Raw genomic sequence first — 14,296 nt, 5'->3', positions numbered from 1 at the left:
GCGGTGGGACGTTGGTCGGACGTGGGCGTTGGTCGGACGTGGGGCGTTGGTCGGACGTAAGGCGCCGGCCGGGCATGGGGGCGCCGGCCGGGCATGGGGCGCCGGCCGCACCCGCCACCATACTGGAACACATGAACATCTCTTCAAGTGTTGCTGTGGATACGATGATGCCATGGGACACGGAGCCGACCGACAGACCACCCCGGCAGCGCATCTGGACGCGGACTCCGCCGCCACCATCGCCGCCACCCTCCAGGCCCTGGCCACCCCCTCGCGGCTGATGATCCTCACCCGGCTCCGCCAGGCCCCCTGCGCGGTCACCGAACTCGCCGAGGCGGTCGGCATGGAGCAGTCCGCGGTCTCCCACCAGCTCCGGCTGCTGCGCGCGCTCGGGCTGGTCACCGGCTCACGCCAGGGCCGCCGGATCGTCTACAGCCTCTACGACAACCACGTCGCCCAGCTCCTCGACGAGGCGGTCTACCACATCGAGCACCTGCGGCTCGGCGCGCGCGACCTGCCGGCGCGGGCCGACCTCGACGCGGGAGTCTGAGCGGCGGCCGACCCGTTGTCGGCGATGCGCCGGAACAGCCGCTCTGACCAGGGAATATCCGGTATGTGAGGAAACCCACCCCGGTCCGGTTACGGGGATTCCGGGGCCGTCTGTGAGCATGGACCGTCGCCGACGCGCGGCGGCTCGCCCGCTGTCGGCCGGGCCCCGGACAGGGCCCTTGCCCGTGCCCCGTACCCGGAAATCCGGCGTGACCCCGCGATGACTTCCTCCTGCCTGCCGCCCCTCATACCCAGGCCCCGCTCCCCGGAGCGGGGCACGCGCACGCCGTGGCGCAGTCTGCGCCATCGCGGCATGCGGTGGTGGTCGGCGGCGAACCTGGTGTCCAACGTCGGCACCTGGATGCAGCTGACCGTGCAGAACCTGCTGGTGCTGCACATCACCGGCTCCGCCGCCACCACCGGGGTCTCCCTGGCCGTGCAGGCCGCCCCCGGGCTGCTCATGGGGCTGCTCGGAGGGGCGGTGGTGGACGCCTGGCCGCGTAAGGTGACCGCGGCCGTCAGCCAGGCGGTGCTGGGCCTCGTCGCCTTCGTCACGGCCGCGCTGGTCGCGTTCGACCTGCTCAACGTGGTCTCGCTGATGGTCCTCGCCGCGGTGACCGGCCTGGTCGCCACCGTGGACGCACCCGCCTGCGCCCTGCTCGGCAACGACCTGGTGCCCCCCTCCGACGTCCCTTCGGCGATCGCCCTGGGCTCCGTGGTCAGCAGCGCCGGCCGGCTCATCGGCGTGGCCTGCGCGGGTGTCGCGGTGGGCGCGCTCGGCACCGCGGCCGCCTACGCCGCCAACGGGCTGTCGTTCCTGTGCGTGACGGCGGTCATCCCCTTCCTGCGCCCCTACGGGGGCGGAGCCACCACCACCCCGGACCCGCCCGCCCCGCGACGGGAGCGGTTCTCCGGTGCCGGCGCCCGGGACGGGCTGGCCTTCTTCATGGGGCGGCCGCGGCTGGTCGCCCTCACCGTGATCACGGCGGTGAGCGCCGTCTTCGGGCGGAACTACGGGCTGACGCTCGCGGTGCTGGTCACCGGTCCGCTGGCCGGGAGCTCCCAGGACTTCGGAACCGTCGCGACCGTGCTGGCCGTGGGCGGTATCGCGGGCGCGGTCCTGGCGGGACGGATGCAGCGGCCGTCCGTACGGCTGGTCGGCGCGCTCGCCGCCGCCGGTGCGCTGCTCCAGGCGGTGGCCGGGCTGTCGCCGGGGCTGCTTCCGCTGCTGGTGCTGGTCGCCCCGATGGCGGTGGCCGAGTCGGTCTCCGACACGGCCGGCGCCACGGTGCTCCAGACCGATCCGCCGCCCGGGATGCGCGGCCGGGTGCTGGGCGTCTGGCGCACCGCGCAGACGGCCTGGGGCCTGGCCGGTCCGCCCCTGCTGGGGCTGCTCATGGAGTGGGCGGGGCCGCGCGGCGCCCTGGTGACCGGCGGGCTGGTCATCGCGGCGGTGATCGGCGCGGGCGCGCTGGTGCACGCCCGCCGTGCCGCCGCCCGCCGCGCCTTGGTGCGGCCCGGCGATGTCGTTCCCGTGGAACCCGCGGCGGCGGCTCGCGCCGCCGGGCCGGTGCACTCCGAGGATCTTTCCCCCATCGGTTGACGGGGATATGCCCTGATTGCCTTCTTTTGCCGCGGGTACTGGGGGAAGGCCCCCATGCGCGAAGGAAGGGAATGGCCATGGAGCGTCTCGACTCCGTCGTCCCCGTCCGCACCTGGGCGCACGCCGTGGTCACCGGTGGCGCCGGGTTCGTCGGTTCGCATCTGTGCACGGCGCTGCTCGACCAGGGCGCGGCCGTGACCTGTGTGGACGACTTCTGCACCGGCAACCCGGACAATGTCGCCCACCTCATGGACCGGCCCGGTTTCACCCTGCTGCACGCCGACGTCACCAAGCCGTTCGAGGTGAAGCGGCCCGCCGACCTGGTGCTGCACTTCGCGTCCCCCGCCTCGCCCGCCGACTATCTGCGGCTGCCGCTGCACACCCTGGAGACGGGCAGCCTCGGCACCCGCAACGCCCTGGCCCTCGCCCGGCGCCACGACGCGCGCTTCCTCCTGGCCTCCACCTCCGAGGCGTACGGCGATCCGCAGCAGCATCCGCAGAACGAGCGCTACTGGGGCCATGTCAACCCGGTCGGACCGCGCAGCGTCTACGACGAGGCCAAGCGCTTCGGCGAGGCCCTGACCACCGCCGAGGCCGGGGCCAACGGCACGGACACCGGCATCGTGCGGCTGTTCAACACCTACGGCCCGCGGATGCGCGGACACGACGGACGGGCCGTGCCCACCTTCATCCGGCAGGCGCTGGCCGGGGAACCCCTCACGGTCACCGGTGACGGCACCCAGACCCGCTCGCTCGCCTACATCGACGACACCGTGCGGGGCATCCTCGCCATGGCCGGGTCCGACCTCCTCGGACCGGTCAACATCGGCAACGCGGACGAGATCACCATGCTGGACCTCGCCCAGAAGATCATCCAGCTGGCCGGGTCCCGCTCCACCGTCGAGTACATCGACCGCCCCACCGACGACCCCGCCGTGCGCTGCCCGGACATCACCCTCGCCCGCGGCAAGCTCCAGTGGACGCCGGTCGTCCCCGCCGACGAGGGGCTGCTCCGCACCATCGACTGGTTCCGGCACCAGGCCGCCTGATCCCCCGGCCCCACACCCCCGCCGGTCCCGGCCGCCCCTTCGCCGCGGCCCCGGGCCGCCGAAAGGTCACGCCCATGCGCATCCTCGGCATCAACGCCCTCTTCCACGACCCGGCCGCCGCCCTGGTCATCGACGGCCGCACCGTCGCCGCCGCCGAGGAGGAGCGGTTCTCCCGGCGCAAACACGGCAAGCGGCCGGTGCCCTTCTCCGCCTGGGAGCTCCCGGAGAAGTCGGCCGCCTGGTGCCTGGCGCAGGCGGGGCTGCGCCCCGAGGACCTGGACGCCGTCGCCTACTCCTTCGACCCCTCCCTCGCCCGCCCCGCCGCGTCCATGGGCCTGGACGACCCCTGGGACCGGCTGCGGCTCACCTACGCCCGCCAGGCCCCCGGCTTCCTGCGCACCGCCCTGCCCGGCCTGGACCCCGAGGCCGTGCGGTTCGTCCCCCACCACCTGGCCCACGCCGCCTCCACCGCGCTCGCCGCGCCCGGCGCCGACCCCAGCTCCGTCCTCGTCCTGGACGGCCGCGGCGAGGCCACCTCCCACCTCGCGGCGCGGCGCACCGGCGACCGGCTCGAACCGCTGCACGGCCAGCGGCTGCCGCACTCCCTGGGGCTGGTCTACGAAGAGCTCACCGAACACCTGGGCTTCCTGCGCTCCAGCGACGAGTACAAGGTGATGGCCCTCGCCTCCTACGGCACCCCGCGGATGCTCGGCGCCCTGCGCCGGTACGTGTACGCCACCGGCGACGGCGGTTTCCACGCCACCGGGGTGCCCTGGGCGGAGCTGTGCCCCGCGCTGCGCCCCGGCCAGGCGTGGTCGCGGCCGCACGCCGACCTGGCCGCCAGCGCCCAGGCGTGCCTGGAGGAGACGCTGCTGGACCTGGTCCGCTGGCTGCACGGACGCACCCATGACCGGACGCTGACCCTGGCCGGGGGAGTGGCGCTCAACTGCGTGGCCAACTCCCGGATCGCCCGCGAGGGCCCGTTCGACCGGGTCTGGGTGCAGCCCGCCGCCGGGGACGCGGGCACCGCGCTCGGCGGCGCCCTCTACCTCGGCGCGCTCGGCGGCGACCGGCCTTCGCCGATGGCCGGCGCCGACCTCGGGCGCCGCTGGTCGGACGCCGAACTGGAAGCCTGGCTGAAGACGGCCGCCGTGCCCTTCGAACGCCCGGCCGACGTCGCCGAGACGGTGGCCGAGGCGCTCGCCCGGGACGCGATCGTGGCCTGGTTCCAGGGGCGCTCCGAATACGGGCCCCGGGCGCTGGGCCACCGCTCGCTGCTCGCCCACCCCGGCCGCTCCGGCAACCTCGAGCGGCTCAACGACGTCAAGGGGCGGGAGCAGTTCCGGCCGGTCGCCCCGATGGTGCTCGCCGGGCGCGCGGCCGAGATCTTCGACGGCCCCCTGCCCAGCCCGTACATGCTCTTCGTGCACCAGGTCGCGCCGGACTGGCGGGACCGCATCCCGGCCGTGGTGCACGTGGACGGCACGGCCCGGATCCAGACCGTCGACCCCGCCGCGGAACCGCTGGTGGCCCGCCTGCTGAGCGCGTTCGAACGGCGCACCGGGCTGCCCGTGGTCGTCAACACCAGCCTCAACACCTCCGGCCGGCCCATGGTCGACGATCCGCGGGACGCGCTGGAGTGCTTCGGCTCGGCCCCCGTCGACCTGCTGGCGATCGGCCCGTTCGTGATCCGCCGCGGCGCCTTCTTCGCGGGCGGCCGTCCGGACACGGCCGCGCACGAGGCGATCTGACGACGAGAAGCGTCGACGGGCCGTCATCAGGCGGCCGACGGCCCGTCGCGACGAGGGAGGAGCCGGACATGACGGAAGCCGGAGAGCGGACGGACGCACCCGAGTACGCCGTGGTCATCCCGACGCTGGGCCGCCCCAGTCTCTCCGTGACCCTGAGGGCGCTCGCCGACACCAAGGGCCCCGCGCCCCGGCGGATCGTCCTGGTCGACGACCGTCCGCTGGAGGACTGCACCCCGCTGCCCGCCGACATCCCCACCGAACTCGCCCCCCTGGTGGAGATCGTGCCCGGCTGCGCCGCCGGCCCCGCCGCCGCGCGCAACATCGGCCGCCGGGCCGCCCCCGAGCCCTGGACCGTCTTCCTCGACGACGATGTCGTCCCCGGCCCCACCTGGGCCGACGACCTCGCCGCCGATCTGGCGGCGGCGGGCCCCGGCACCGCGGGGGTCCAGGCGCGGATCACCGTTCCGCTGCCGCCCGGCCGCAGGCCCACGGACTGGGAGCGCACCACCGCGGGGCTCGCCGCCGCCCGCTGGATCACCGCCGACATGGCGTACCGGCGGGCCGCCCTGGAGTCGGTCGGCGGCTTCGACGAGCGGTTTCCGCGCGCCTTCCGGGAGGACGCCGACCTGGCCCTGCGCATCATGGCCGCCGGCTGGCGGCTGGAGGTGGGATCGCGCCGCACGGTCCATCCGGTGCGCCCGGCCGACCGCTGGGTGTCGGTGCGCACCCAGGCCGGCAACGCGGACGACGTGCTGATGACCAGGATCCACGGACGCGACTGGTGGGCGAGGGCGGGCGCGCCGCGCGGCCGGCTGCCGCGCCATCTGGCCATCGCGGCGGCCGGTGCCGCCGCCCTCGTCGGCACCGTGGCGGGCCGGCGGCGGCCGGCCGCGGTGGGGGCGGCGCTGTGGCTGGCGGGCACCGCCGAATTCGCCCTGGCCCGGATCCGGCCGGGCCCGCGCACCCGGGACGAGATCACCACAATGGCCCTGACCAGCGCGGTCATCCCGGCCGTGGCCACCGGCCACTGGCTGGCCGGACTGGTGCGGCACCGCTCGGCCGCCGTGTCACGGCGGCTTGTGACGGTGCGGGCCAGGGACCTGTGACATGTGTAGCGCCCTGTCGCGTTTGGTGATTGAGTGTTCGGGCTACTCGACGCCCGTGTTTGCCCCATACGCCCCGAAAGCCCCTTCTGTCCCCGGTGTGGAGCCGTGGCTGTTCGCCCCGCGGGCGCGGCGCGGCCCCGCCCGCGCGCCCGTGTGCCGGGGGCTCCCCGGCGCGGTGCTCTTCGACCGGGACGGCACCCTGATCAGGGACGTCCCGTACAACGGCGACCCCGGCCGGGTGCGGCCGATGCCGCACGCCAGGGCCGCGGTCGACGCGGTACGGGAGCGGGGCATCCCGGTCGCGGTGGTCACCAACCAGTCGGGAGTCGCCCGCGGTCTGCTCACCCTCGGCGCGGTCGAGGCCGTACGGCGCCGGGTCGAGGAACTGCTCGGCCCCTTCGACCTGTGGGCCGTATGCCCCCACGGCCCCGGCGACGGCTGCGGGTGCCGCAAACCCGCCCCCGGGCTGATCCGCGCCGCCTGCGCGGCGCTCGGCACCGATCCGCGCCGGGCCGCCGTCCTCGGCGACATCGGCGCGGACCTGGCGGCGGCGCGGGCGGCGGGCGCCCACGGGGTGCTCGTCCCCAACGACGTGACCCGCCCCGAGGAGACCGCCGCCGCCGCACGCACCGCACCGGACCTGCTGACGGCGGTACGGCGGCTCACGGCCCGGCCGGAGGGCGAACCTTGAGGCCGCGCCGCACGGGGCCGCGCACCCTCGTCGTACGGCTCGACAGCGCGGGAGACGTGCTGCTGGCCGGCCCCGCCGTGCGCGCGGTCGCCGCCGGGTCGGCGTACACCGCGATGCTGTGCGGGCCGCTGGGCGAGCCCGCCGCCCGGATGCTGCCCGGCGTCGACGAGGTGCTGGTCCACGACGCGCCCTGGGTGGGCTTCGAGGCCCCGCCGGTGCGCCGTGAGCTCATCGACGCCCTCGTGGACTGCCTGGCCGTACGCCGCTTCGACCGCGCCCTGATCCTCTCCTCGTACCACCAGAGCCCGCTGCCCGCCGCCCTGCTGCTCAAGCTCGCCGGCATCCCCTTCACCGCCGCCGACAGCGAGCACTACCCCGGCACCCTGCTGGACCTGCGCCACCGGCGCGCGCCGCACCGCCACGAGGCGCGGGCCGCGCTCGACCTGGCCGAGGCGTCCGGGTTCGCCCTCCCGCCCGGCGACGACGGCGCGCTGGCCCTCACCGCGCTCCCCGACACGGCCCCGCTCACCGGCACCGACCCCTATGTCGTGGTCCACCCCGGCGCCGCCGTGCCCGCCCGCGCCTGGAGCCCCGGCCGGGCCGCCCAGGCGGTGGCCGCGCTGGAGGAGGCGGGCCACCGCGTGGTGGTCACCGGCGGCCCGGCCGAGAAGGAGCTGACGGCCGGCATCGCCGACGGCATCGCCCTCGACCTGGGCGGCCGCACCTCCTTCCCCGAACTCGCCGGGGTCCTCGCGGGCGCCGCCGTGGTGGTCACCGGCAACACCGGGCCCTCCCACCTGGCCGCCGCTGTCGGCACCCCGGTGGTCTGCCTCTTCGCCCCCGTCGTCCCCGCCGAACGCTGGGCCCCCTACCGCGTGCCGCACCGGCTGCTGGGCCGCCAGGACGCGGTGTGCGCGGGCAGCCGCGCCCGGGTCTGCCCGGTACCGGGCCACCCCTGCCTGGACTCCGTCCCCGACACCGAGGTGCTCACCGCCGTGGCCGCGCTGCTGGCGCCGGGCCGAGCCGACGACCCTCCGGAGGCCATATGAACATCCTCCTGTGGCATGTGCACGGCTCCTGGACCACGGCCTTCGTCCAGGGCCCGCACCACTACCTGGTTCCCGTCCTCCCCGGCCGCGGCCCGGACGGCCGCGGCCGGGCCCGCACCTACCCCTGGCCCGACACGGTCACCGAGATCACCCCGCGCGAGCTGCGGAAGACCCCCGTGGACCTGATCGTCCTCCAGCGCCCCCACGAGGCGGAGCTGGCCGCGCGCTGGCTCGGCGGCCGGCGCCCCGGCCGCGAGGTGCCCGCCGTCTACCTGGAGCACAACGCCCCGGACCACGACGTCCCCGGCACCCGCCACCCCTGCGCCGATCGCGACGACCTCACCCTGGTCCACGTCACCCACTTCAACCGGCTCTTCTGGGACAGCGGCCGCGCCCCCACCGCCGTCGTCGAGCACGGCATCGTCGACCCCGGGCACCGCTACACCGGGGAGCTGGCCCGCGCCGCCGTCGTCGTCAACGAACCGGTCCGGCGCGGCCGACACACCGGCACCGACCTGCTGCCCGCCCTCAGCGAGGCCGCCCCGCTCGACGTCTACGGCATGCGCACCGAAGGACTCGCCCGCCACCTCGGCCTGCCCGCCGACCGCTGCCGCGCCCACGACCTGCCCCAGGCCGAACTGCACACCGCGATGGCCCGGCGCCGGCTGTATCTGCACCCCGTGCGCTGGACCTCGCTCGGGCTCTCCCTCCTGGAGGCCATGCACCTGGGCATGCCCGTCGTCGCCCTGGCCACCACCGAGGCCGTCGAGGCGGTCCCGGCCGGGGCCGGGGTGCTCTCCACCCGCCCCGACGTCCTCGCCCGCGCGGCACGCGGCTACCTCGCCGACCCCGATGCCGCCGCCGAGGACGGGGCGCGGGCCCGCCGGGCGGCCCTCGACGCCTACGGACTCAAACGCTTCCTCGACGACTGGGAGCGGCTGATGGAGGAGGTGACCCGATGACTCCGCGCCATGGACCGACCGAGCCGACGGAACCGACCGAGCCGACAGATCCGACCGAATCGACCGAGCCGACCGAATCGACCAAGCTGACCGAGCCGGCTGAGCTGACCGAGCCACTGGACATCGCGCTCGTCTCTGAGCACGCCAGCCCGCTCGCCGTGCTCGGCGGAGTGGACGCCGGCGGCCAGAACGTGCACGTCGCCCGGCTCGCGGGGGCCCTCGCCGACCGCGGCCACCGCGTCCGGGTCTACACCCGCCGCGACGCCCCCGACCTGCCGCCGAGCGTCCCCCTGCGCACGGGCGTCGAGGTGCGGCACGTGCCCGCGGGGCCCGCCCGGCAGCTGCCCAAGGACGATCTCCTGCCGTACATGCCACGGTTCGGCGCGTATCTGGCACATGAATGGGCCGACGCGCCACCCGACCTGGTGCACTCCCACTTCTGGATGTCCGGCGTCGCCTCGCTCCAGGCCGCCCGCGCCCTCGGCCTGCCGCTCGCGCACACCTACCACGCGCTCGGCACCGTCAAGCGACGCCACCAGCCGGACGCCGACACCAGCCCGCCGGACCGCATCGCCTGGGAGACGGCCGTCGGCGAGGGCTGCGACCGGATCGTCGCCACCTGCCGTGACGAGGTCGGCGAACTGGCCGCCATGGGCCTGGATCCCGCCCGGATCACCGTGGTGCCCTGCGGTGTCGACCCGCACCTGTTCACCCCCACCGGCCCGACGGTGCCCCGCCCGGCCCGCCGGGCCCTGCTGGCACAGATCGGGCGGCTCGTACCGCGCAAGGGGGCCGCCGTCTCCATCGCCGCGCTCACCCTGCTGCCGGACGCCGAACTCGTCATCGCCGGAGGGCCGCCCTCCGCCCAGCTGAACGGCGACCCCGAGGCGCGGCGGCTGCGCCGGCTCGCCGACCGCATGGGCGTGGCCGACCGGGTCCGCCTCATCGGCGGACTGCCCCCGGAACGGATCCCCGACCTGCTGCGCGCCGCCGACCTGGTGCTGTGCCCCGCCGACTACGAGCCCTTCGGGATCGTCCCCCTGGAGGCCATGAGCTGCGGAACGCCCGTCGTCGCCTCCGCCGTCGGCGGCCAGCGCGACACCGTCGCCGACCCCGGCACCGGCCGACTCGTCCCACCCCGCGACCCGGTCGCCCTCGCCGACGCCGCCGCCACCCTGCTCGCCCGCCCCGCGACGCGCGCGGCATGCGGCGTGGCGGGCCGCCGCCGGGTGCTGACCCGCTACAGCTGGGACCGAGTGGCCGCCGCCACCGAGGCCGCCTACCTGGCCGTCCTGGCCCTGCGCCCGGCACCCGTCACCACGGAGGCGGCATGAGCACCCGCGACGGGCGGCCTGAGCCCCAGGAAGAAGCCGCCGCGGTCGACCCCCGGCCGTCCGGCTCCGGCCCTCAGGCGCTGGGCTCCGGCCCCCAGCCGCCTGGCTCCGGCCCCCGGCCGCTTGGCCCTGGCCCCCGGCTGCCTGGGTCCGGCTCTGGGCCGTCCGGCTCCGATTCTCGGCCGTCTGGCTCCGGCTCCCGATTGCCTGAGTCCGGCTCTCGGGTGTCTGGGTCCGGTCCTCGGCCGTCTGGCTCTGACTCCCGGCCGTCTGACTCCGGCCCTCAGGCGCTGGGCTCCGGCCAGGGCCGGACGGGGGTGGCCAGGGCTGACGTGCTGCGTGCGGCCCACGCCCACTGCCAGTCGCTCCAGGAGGCCCTGGTGTCCCTGCGGGAAGGCGGGCTGGAGCAGGTCGCCCAGTGGGGTCGTCACCTCGCCGCCACCCTCCCCGTCGGCGGCCGGCTGCTGGCCGCAGGCAACGGTGGCAGCGCCGCCCAGGCCCAGCACCTCACCGCCGAACTCGTCGGGCGCTACCAACGTGAGCGGCCCGCCTACTCGGCCATCGCCCTGCACGCCGACACCTCCTCCCTCACCGCCATCGGCAACGACTACGGCTTCGAGGAGCTGTACGCCCGCCAGGTGGCCGCGCACGGCAGGCCGGGCGATGTGCTGATGCTGCTGTCCACCTCCGGACGCAGCCCCAACCTGCTGGCCGCAGCCGACACCGGCCGGGCCGCAGGGCTGCGGGTGTGGGCCATGACCGGCCCACGCCCCAATCCGCTGGCCTTCCGTGCCGACGAGGCCCTGTGCATCGGCTCCGGCTCCACCGCCACCGTCCAGGAGTCGCACCTGGTCGCCCTGCACCTGCTGTGCGAGTCCTTCGACCACGAGGTCGGAGTGCCCGGCCACGAGCTGCCGGACGGGACGGCGCCCGCGGGCGGGGCCGCATCGGTGGACGGGGACGGGGACGGGGCCGCGGCCGGGGGCGGGGCGGTGGCGCCGTATCCGCCACCCTGAGAACCGTCCCCCGGCATCCGTTCCTGGGCATCCGTCCCCTCTGATCGGAGGTGAGCATGACCACCGCCCCGCGACCGCTCGTCGTCGTCGGAGACGTCCTGCTGGACCAGGACATCGACGGCGAGGCCACCCGCCTGGCGCCGGACGCCCCGGCGCCCGTCGTCGATGTGGCCGTGGACCGAAGCCGCCCCGGGGGAGCGGGACTCGTCGCCATGCTCGCCGCGCGCCAGGGCCGCGAGGTCGTCCTGGTCACGGCGCTGGGCGACGACACCGCGAGTCAGACCGTACGGAACGCGCTGGCACCGTGTCTGGAGCTGGTGGAGTTGCCGTTGGAGGGCACCGTGCCGGTCAAGACCCGCATCCGCGCCGGGGGCCGTCCGCTCGTCCGGGTCGACCGCGGCGGCGGCACCCCCGGGAACCCCGGCCCGGCCGCCCTCGCCGTGCTCCGGGACGCCCGCGCCGTCCTGGTCGCCGACTACGGCCGCGGCACGGCCACCGTGCTGCGGCAGCAACTCGGCGCGGCCGCGCGCCGGGTCCCCCTGGTCTGGGACCCGCATCCGCGCGGTGAGCAGCCCGTGCCCGGCGCACGGCTCGCCACGCCCAGCGCCGCCGAGGCCCGCGCCCTGCTCGGCGCCGCCCGCCCCGCCCTGTCCGGCGGGGCCGACACGCTGCACGCGCACGGCGGCCGGGGCGCCCGTCTGGCCGAGCGCTGGCGGGCCGCCGCCGTCGCCGTGACCCTCGGCGAGCGCGGCGCCATCCTCACCCTCCCGCACAGCGACAGCCCCATGTACGTGCCCGCGCCCCACCGGGCCCAGGGCGACCCCTGCGGCGCCGGGGACTGCTTCGCCGCCACCGCGGCCGGGGCGCTGGCCGACGGCGGGCTCCCCGAGGAGGCGGTGCAGCTCGCCGTGGCCGAAGCGGCCGCGTTCGTCACGGCGGGCGGCGCGGGGAACCCCGCCCTGTGGGAGTTCCCCGGCGGCCCGGGGACCCGCCCCGCCGAGCCCCGCCGCCCCGCCGACGCCTACGCCCTGGCCGAGGCCGTCCGCGCCCGGGGCGGTACGGTCGTCGCCACCGGCGGCTGCTTCGACCTGCTGCACGCCGGTCATGTCGGGCTGCTCCAGAACGCCCGCCGCACCGGTGACTGCCTCATCGTCTGCGTCAATTCCGACGCCTCGGTGGGCCGCCTCAAGGGGCCCGGCAGGCCCATCACCCCGGTGGCCGACCGCGTCCGTGTCCTGTCCGGGCTCGGCTGTGTGGACGCCGTCGCCGTCTTCGACGAGGACACCCCCGAGCGGCTGCTGCGGCGGCTGCGCCCGGACGTGTGGGTCAAGGGCGGCGACTACAGCGCGGACGCCCTGCCCGAAGCCGCCGTGCTGCGCGCCTGGGGCGGCCAGACCCTTGTCCTGCCCTACCTCGACGGGCGCTCCACCACCGAACTCGCCCGCCGGGCCGCTCTCGGCCCCGCCCTCGATCCCGGCTCCGGCCGGACCGCCGCCCCACCCTTGCGTACCCGCCGATGAGCGGCCGCCCCGCCGCCGACCGCCCGCGGCTGCTGGTCCTGCGCGCCCTGGGCCTCGGCGATCTGCTCACCGCCGTTCCCGCCCTGCGCGCGCTGCGGCGGGCCCATCCCGACCACGAGCTGCTGCTCGCCGCGCCCGCCCGGCAGGCCCCGGCCGCGGCCGCCACCGGAGCCGTCGACCGGGTGATCCCCGCCTCCGCCCCCGGACGGGGCGTCCCCGGCCGGATCGACTGGAGCGGACCGCCGCCGGATGTCGCGGTGGACCTCCACGGCAACGGCCCGGCCAGCAGCCGCCCGCTGTCCCGGCTGCGCCCCGCCCTGCTGCTGGCCTACGCCCACCCCCCGGCGCGGATCGCCGGGCCCCTGTGGCGCGAGGACGAGCACGAACGGCTCCGCTGGTGCCGTCTGCTGTCCTGGTACGGCATTCCGTCCGACCCCGGCGACCTGCGCCTCCCCGTACCCGTGCGCCCCTCGCCCGCCCCGGGCGCCGTGGTGCTCCACCCCGGAGCGGACGCGGCGGCGCGCCAGTGGCCCGCCGAGCGGTTCGCGGCCGTGGGCGCCGCGCTGCGCGCCGCCGGGCACCGGGTCGTCGTCACCGCGGGCGCGGGGGAGGCGGGGCGGGCCCACGACGTGGCGCGGCGTGCCGGACTGCCCGCGCCGGCCGTGCTGGGCGGCCACACCGACCCGCCGTTCGCCGAACTGGCCGCGCTGGTCGCCCAGGCGCGGGCGGTGGTCGTGGGCGACACCGGCCTGGCCCATCTGGCGACCGCCCTGGGCACCCCGTCCGTGGTGCTGTTCGGCCCGGTGGGCCCCCGGCTGTGGGGGCCACCGCCCGGCGCGCTCCACCGCGCGCTGTGGCATCCGGACGGCGACCACGCGCGCCCGGGGGACGCCCATGGGGACGTCCCGGACGAGCGGCTGCTGCGGATCACGGTGCCCGAGGTCCTGGCAGCCCTGGCCCAACTCCCCGAACCCGCCCCCCACCCCCAACCGCCCACCCTCACTGGCGCCGGACCCCCCGGCCCCCAACCGAACCAGCCCCCGTAGCGCGGGCCGGCCGGACCGGCTCACACGGTGCTGCGCCACTGGGTCGGCTCACGCGGCGGTGGGCTGCCGGGCCAGCTCCCGTAGCGCGTGATCGCCGGGTCGGCTGACGTGGCGCTGGGCCGTTGGGTCGGTCGACGTACCGCCGGGCCCCGGTGCGGCCGAGGGAGTGGGAGGCCACGGGGCCAGCTCACGTGGCGGCGGGCCACAGGACCCCCGTAGCGCCGGGTCGCCGGGTCGGCTCAGGTGCCGCTGGGGCGCTCGGCCGGTCGACGTACCGCCGGGCCCCGGGACCCCCGTAGCGCCGGGCCGCTGGGTCGGCTCCACGTGGTGCTGGGCCCCGGGACTTCCGTCGCGCCTGGCCGCCGGACCATGCCCCCGGAGCAGCGGGCCTCGTAGCCCCGGGCCGCCGGGTCAGCCCACATGGCGCCGGGGCAGCGGGTCAGCCCCCGTGCCGCCGGACCCAGGGCAGCCCACGGAATGGCGGGCCACGGGGTCGGCTCGTGTGGTGCCGGGCCGCCGGGTCGGCTTACGTAGCTCCGGGCCGCGGAGTCGGCCCACATGACCCCGGGCCGCCGGGCCAGCCCACGTGGCCCTGGAGCAGCGGGCCAGCCCGCCTAGCC

At 76.7% G+C, this 14,296-nt stretch carries 12 protein-coding genes; all 12 read left to right on the top strand.

Annotation, left to right across the window (positions count from 1 at the left end; genetic code table 11):
* Nucleotides 1–172 precede the first annotated feature (172 nt).
* The 12 genes from N6H00_RS05690 (at nucleotide 173) to N6H00_RS05635 (ending at nucleotide 13,676) form a co-directional block, all read left to right on the top strand.
* A complete protein-coding gene (locus tag N6H00_RS05690; RefSeq protein ID WP_268970462.1) occupies nucleotides 173–550 on the top strand; it encodes an ArsR/SmtB family transcription factor in 378 nt (125 codons plus the stop codon).
* Between the two features lie 312 nt (nucleotides 551–862).
* A complete protein-coding gene (locus N6H00_RS05685; RefSeq protein WP_443072901.1) occupies nucleotides 863–2,152 on the top strand; it encodes an MFS transporter in 1,290 nt (429 codons plus the stop codon).
* Nucleotides 2,153–2,229: 77 nt separating this feature from the next.
* A complete protein-coding gene (locus N6H00_RS05680) occupies nucleotides 2,230–3,201 on the top strand; it encodes an NAD-dependent epimerase/dehydratase family protein (protein ID WP_268970460.1) in 972 nt (323 codons plus the stop codon).
* A gap of 74 nt (nucleotides 3,202–3,275) precedes the next feature.
* Nucleotides 3,276–4,952: a carbamoyltransferase family protein gene (locus tag N6H00_RS05675; protein WP_268970459.1), complete on the top strand. Its 1,677-nt coding sequence runs from the start codon at nucleotides 3,276–3,278 to the stop codon at nucleotides 4,950–4,952.
* A gap of 68 nt (nucleotides 4,953–5,020) precedes the next feature.
* The gene (locus N6H00_RS05670) at nucleotides 5,021–6,058 is read left to right on the top strand and encodes a glycosyltransferase family 2 protein (RefSeq protein WP_268970458.1); all 1,038 of its coding nucleotides are present in this window, start codon (nucleotides 5,021–5,023) and stop codon (nucleotides 6,056–6,058) included.
* A gap of 97 nt (nucleotides 6,059–6,155) precedes the next feature.
* Nucleotides 6,156–6,749 carry a D-glycero-alpha-D-manno-heptose-1,7-bisphosphate 7-phosphatase gene (locus N6H00_RS05665; RefSeq protein ID WP_329618505.1) on the top strand — a complete coding sequence of 198 codons (594 nt, stop codon included), beginning with the start codon at nucleotides 6,156–6,158 and terminating at the stop codon, nucleotides 6,747–6,749.
* On the top strand, nucleotides 6,746–7,798 hold the full coding sequence (locus tag N6H00_RS05660) for a glycosyltransferase family 9 protein (protein WP_268970456.1): 1,053 nt from the start codon (nucleotides 6,746–6,748) through the stop codon (nucleotides 7,796–7,798). The genes N6H00_RS05665 and N6H00_RS05660 overlap by 4 nt, the downstream gene beginning before the upstream one ends.
* Nucleotides 7,795–8,760 carry a glycosyltransferase gene (locus tag N6H00_RS05655; protein ID WP_268970455.1) on the top strand — a complete coding sequence of 322 codons (966 nt, stop codon included), beginning with the start codon at nucleotides 7,795–7,797 and terminating at the stop codon, nucleotides 8,758–8,760. Before N6H00_RS05660 ends, N6H00_RS05655 begins: the two co-directional genes overlap by 4 nt.
* Nucleotides 8,757–10,094 carry a glycosyltransferase gene (locus tag N6H00_RS05650; protein WP_268970454.1) on the top strand — a complete coding sequence of 446 codons (1,338 nt, stop codon included), beginning with the start codon at nucleotides 8,757–8,759 and terminating at the stop codon, nucleotides 10,092–10,094. Before N6H00_RS05655 ends, N6H00_RS05650 begins: the two co-directional genes overlap by 4 nt.
* Before the next feature lie 317 nt (nucleotides 10,095–10,411).
* A complete protein-coding gene (locus N6H00_RS05645; RefSeq protein WP_329618504.1) occupies nucleotides 10,412–11,110 on the top strand; it encodes a D-sedoheptulose-7-phosphate isomerase in 699 nt (232 codons plus the stop codon).
* Nucleotides 11,111–11,166: 56 nt separating this feature from the next.
* The gene (gene rfaE2, locus N6H00_RS05640; protein ID WP_268970453.1) at nucleotides 11,167–12,630 is read left to right on the top strand and encodes a D-glycero-beta-D-manno-heptose 1-phosphate adenylyltransferase; all 1,464 of its coding nucleotides are present in this window, start codon (nucleotides 11,167–11,169) and stop codon (nucleotides 12,628–12,630) included.
* Complete coding sequence (locus N6H00_RS05635) at nucleotides 12,627–13,676, top strand: glycosyltransferase family 9 protein (RefSeq protein ID WP_268970452.1); 1,050 nt, start codon at nucleotides 12,627–12,629, stop codon at nucleotides 13,674–13,676. Before rfaE2 ends, N6H00_RS05635 begins: the two co-directional genes overlap by 4 nt.
* Nucleotides 13,677–14,296: the final 620 nt, after the last annotated feature.

Source organism: Streptomyces sp. S465 (assembly GCF_026898115.1).
Lineage (GTDB): Bacteria > Actinomycetota > Actinomycetes > Streptomycetales > Streptomycetaceae > Streptomyces > Streptomyces luomodiensis.
The sequence above is the reverse complement of the archived record's forward strand: the minus strand, read 5'-3'. Positions and strand labels throughout refer to the sequence as shown.

Coding starts and splice junctions, on each gene's coding strand:
- N6H00_RS05690 (WP_268970462.1), top strand. CDS start 173: ATGGGACACGGAGCCGACCGACAGACCACCCCGGCAGCGCATCTGGAC.
- N6H00_RS05685 (WP_443072901.1), top strand. CDS start 863: ATGCGGTGGTGGTCGGCGGCGAACCTGGTGTCCAACGTCGGCACCTGG.
- N6H00_RS05680 (WP_268970460.1), top strand. CDS start 2,230: ATGGAGCGTCTCGACTCCGTCGTCCCCGTCCGCACCTGGGCGCACGCC.
- N6H00_RS05675 (WP_268970459.1), top strand. CDS start 3,276: ATGCGCATCCTCGGCATCAACGCCCTCTTCCACGACCCGGCCGCCGCC.
- N6H00_RS05670 (WP_268970458.1), top strand. CDS start 5,021: ATGACGGAAGCCGGAGAGCGGACGGACGCACCCGAGTACGCCGTGGTC.
- N6H00_RS05655 (WP_268970455.1), top strand. CDS start 7,795: ATGAACATCCTCCTGTGGCATGTGCACGGCTCCTGGACCACGGCCTTC.
- N6H00_RS05650 (WP_268970454.1), top strand. CDS start 8,757: ATGACTCCGCGCCATGGACCGACCGAGCCGACGGAACCGACCGAGCCG.
- rfaE2 (WP_268970453.1), top strand. CDS start 11,167: ATGACCACCGCCCCGCGACCGCTCGTCGTCGTCGGAGACGTCCTGCTG.
- N6H00_RS05635 (WP_268970452.1), top strand. CDS start 12,627: ATGAGCGGCCGCCCCGCCGCCGACCGCCCGCGGCTGCTGGTCCTGCGC.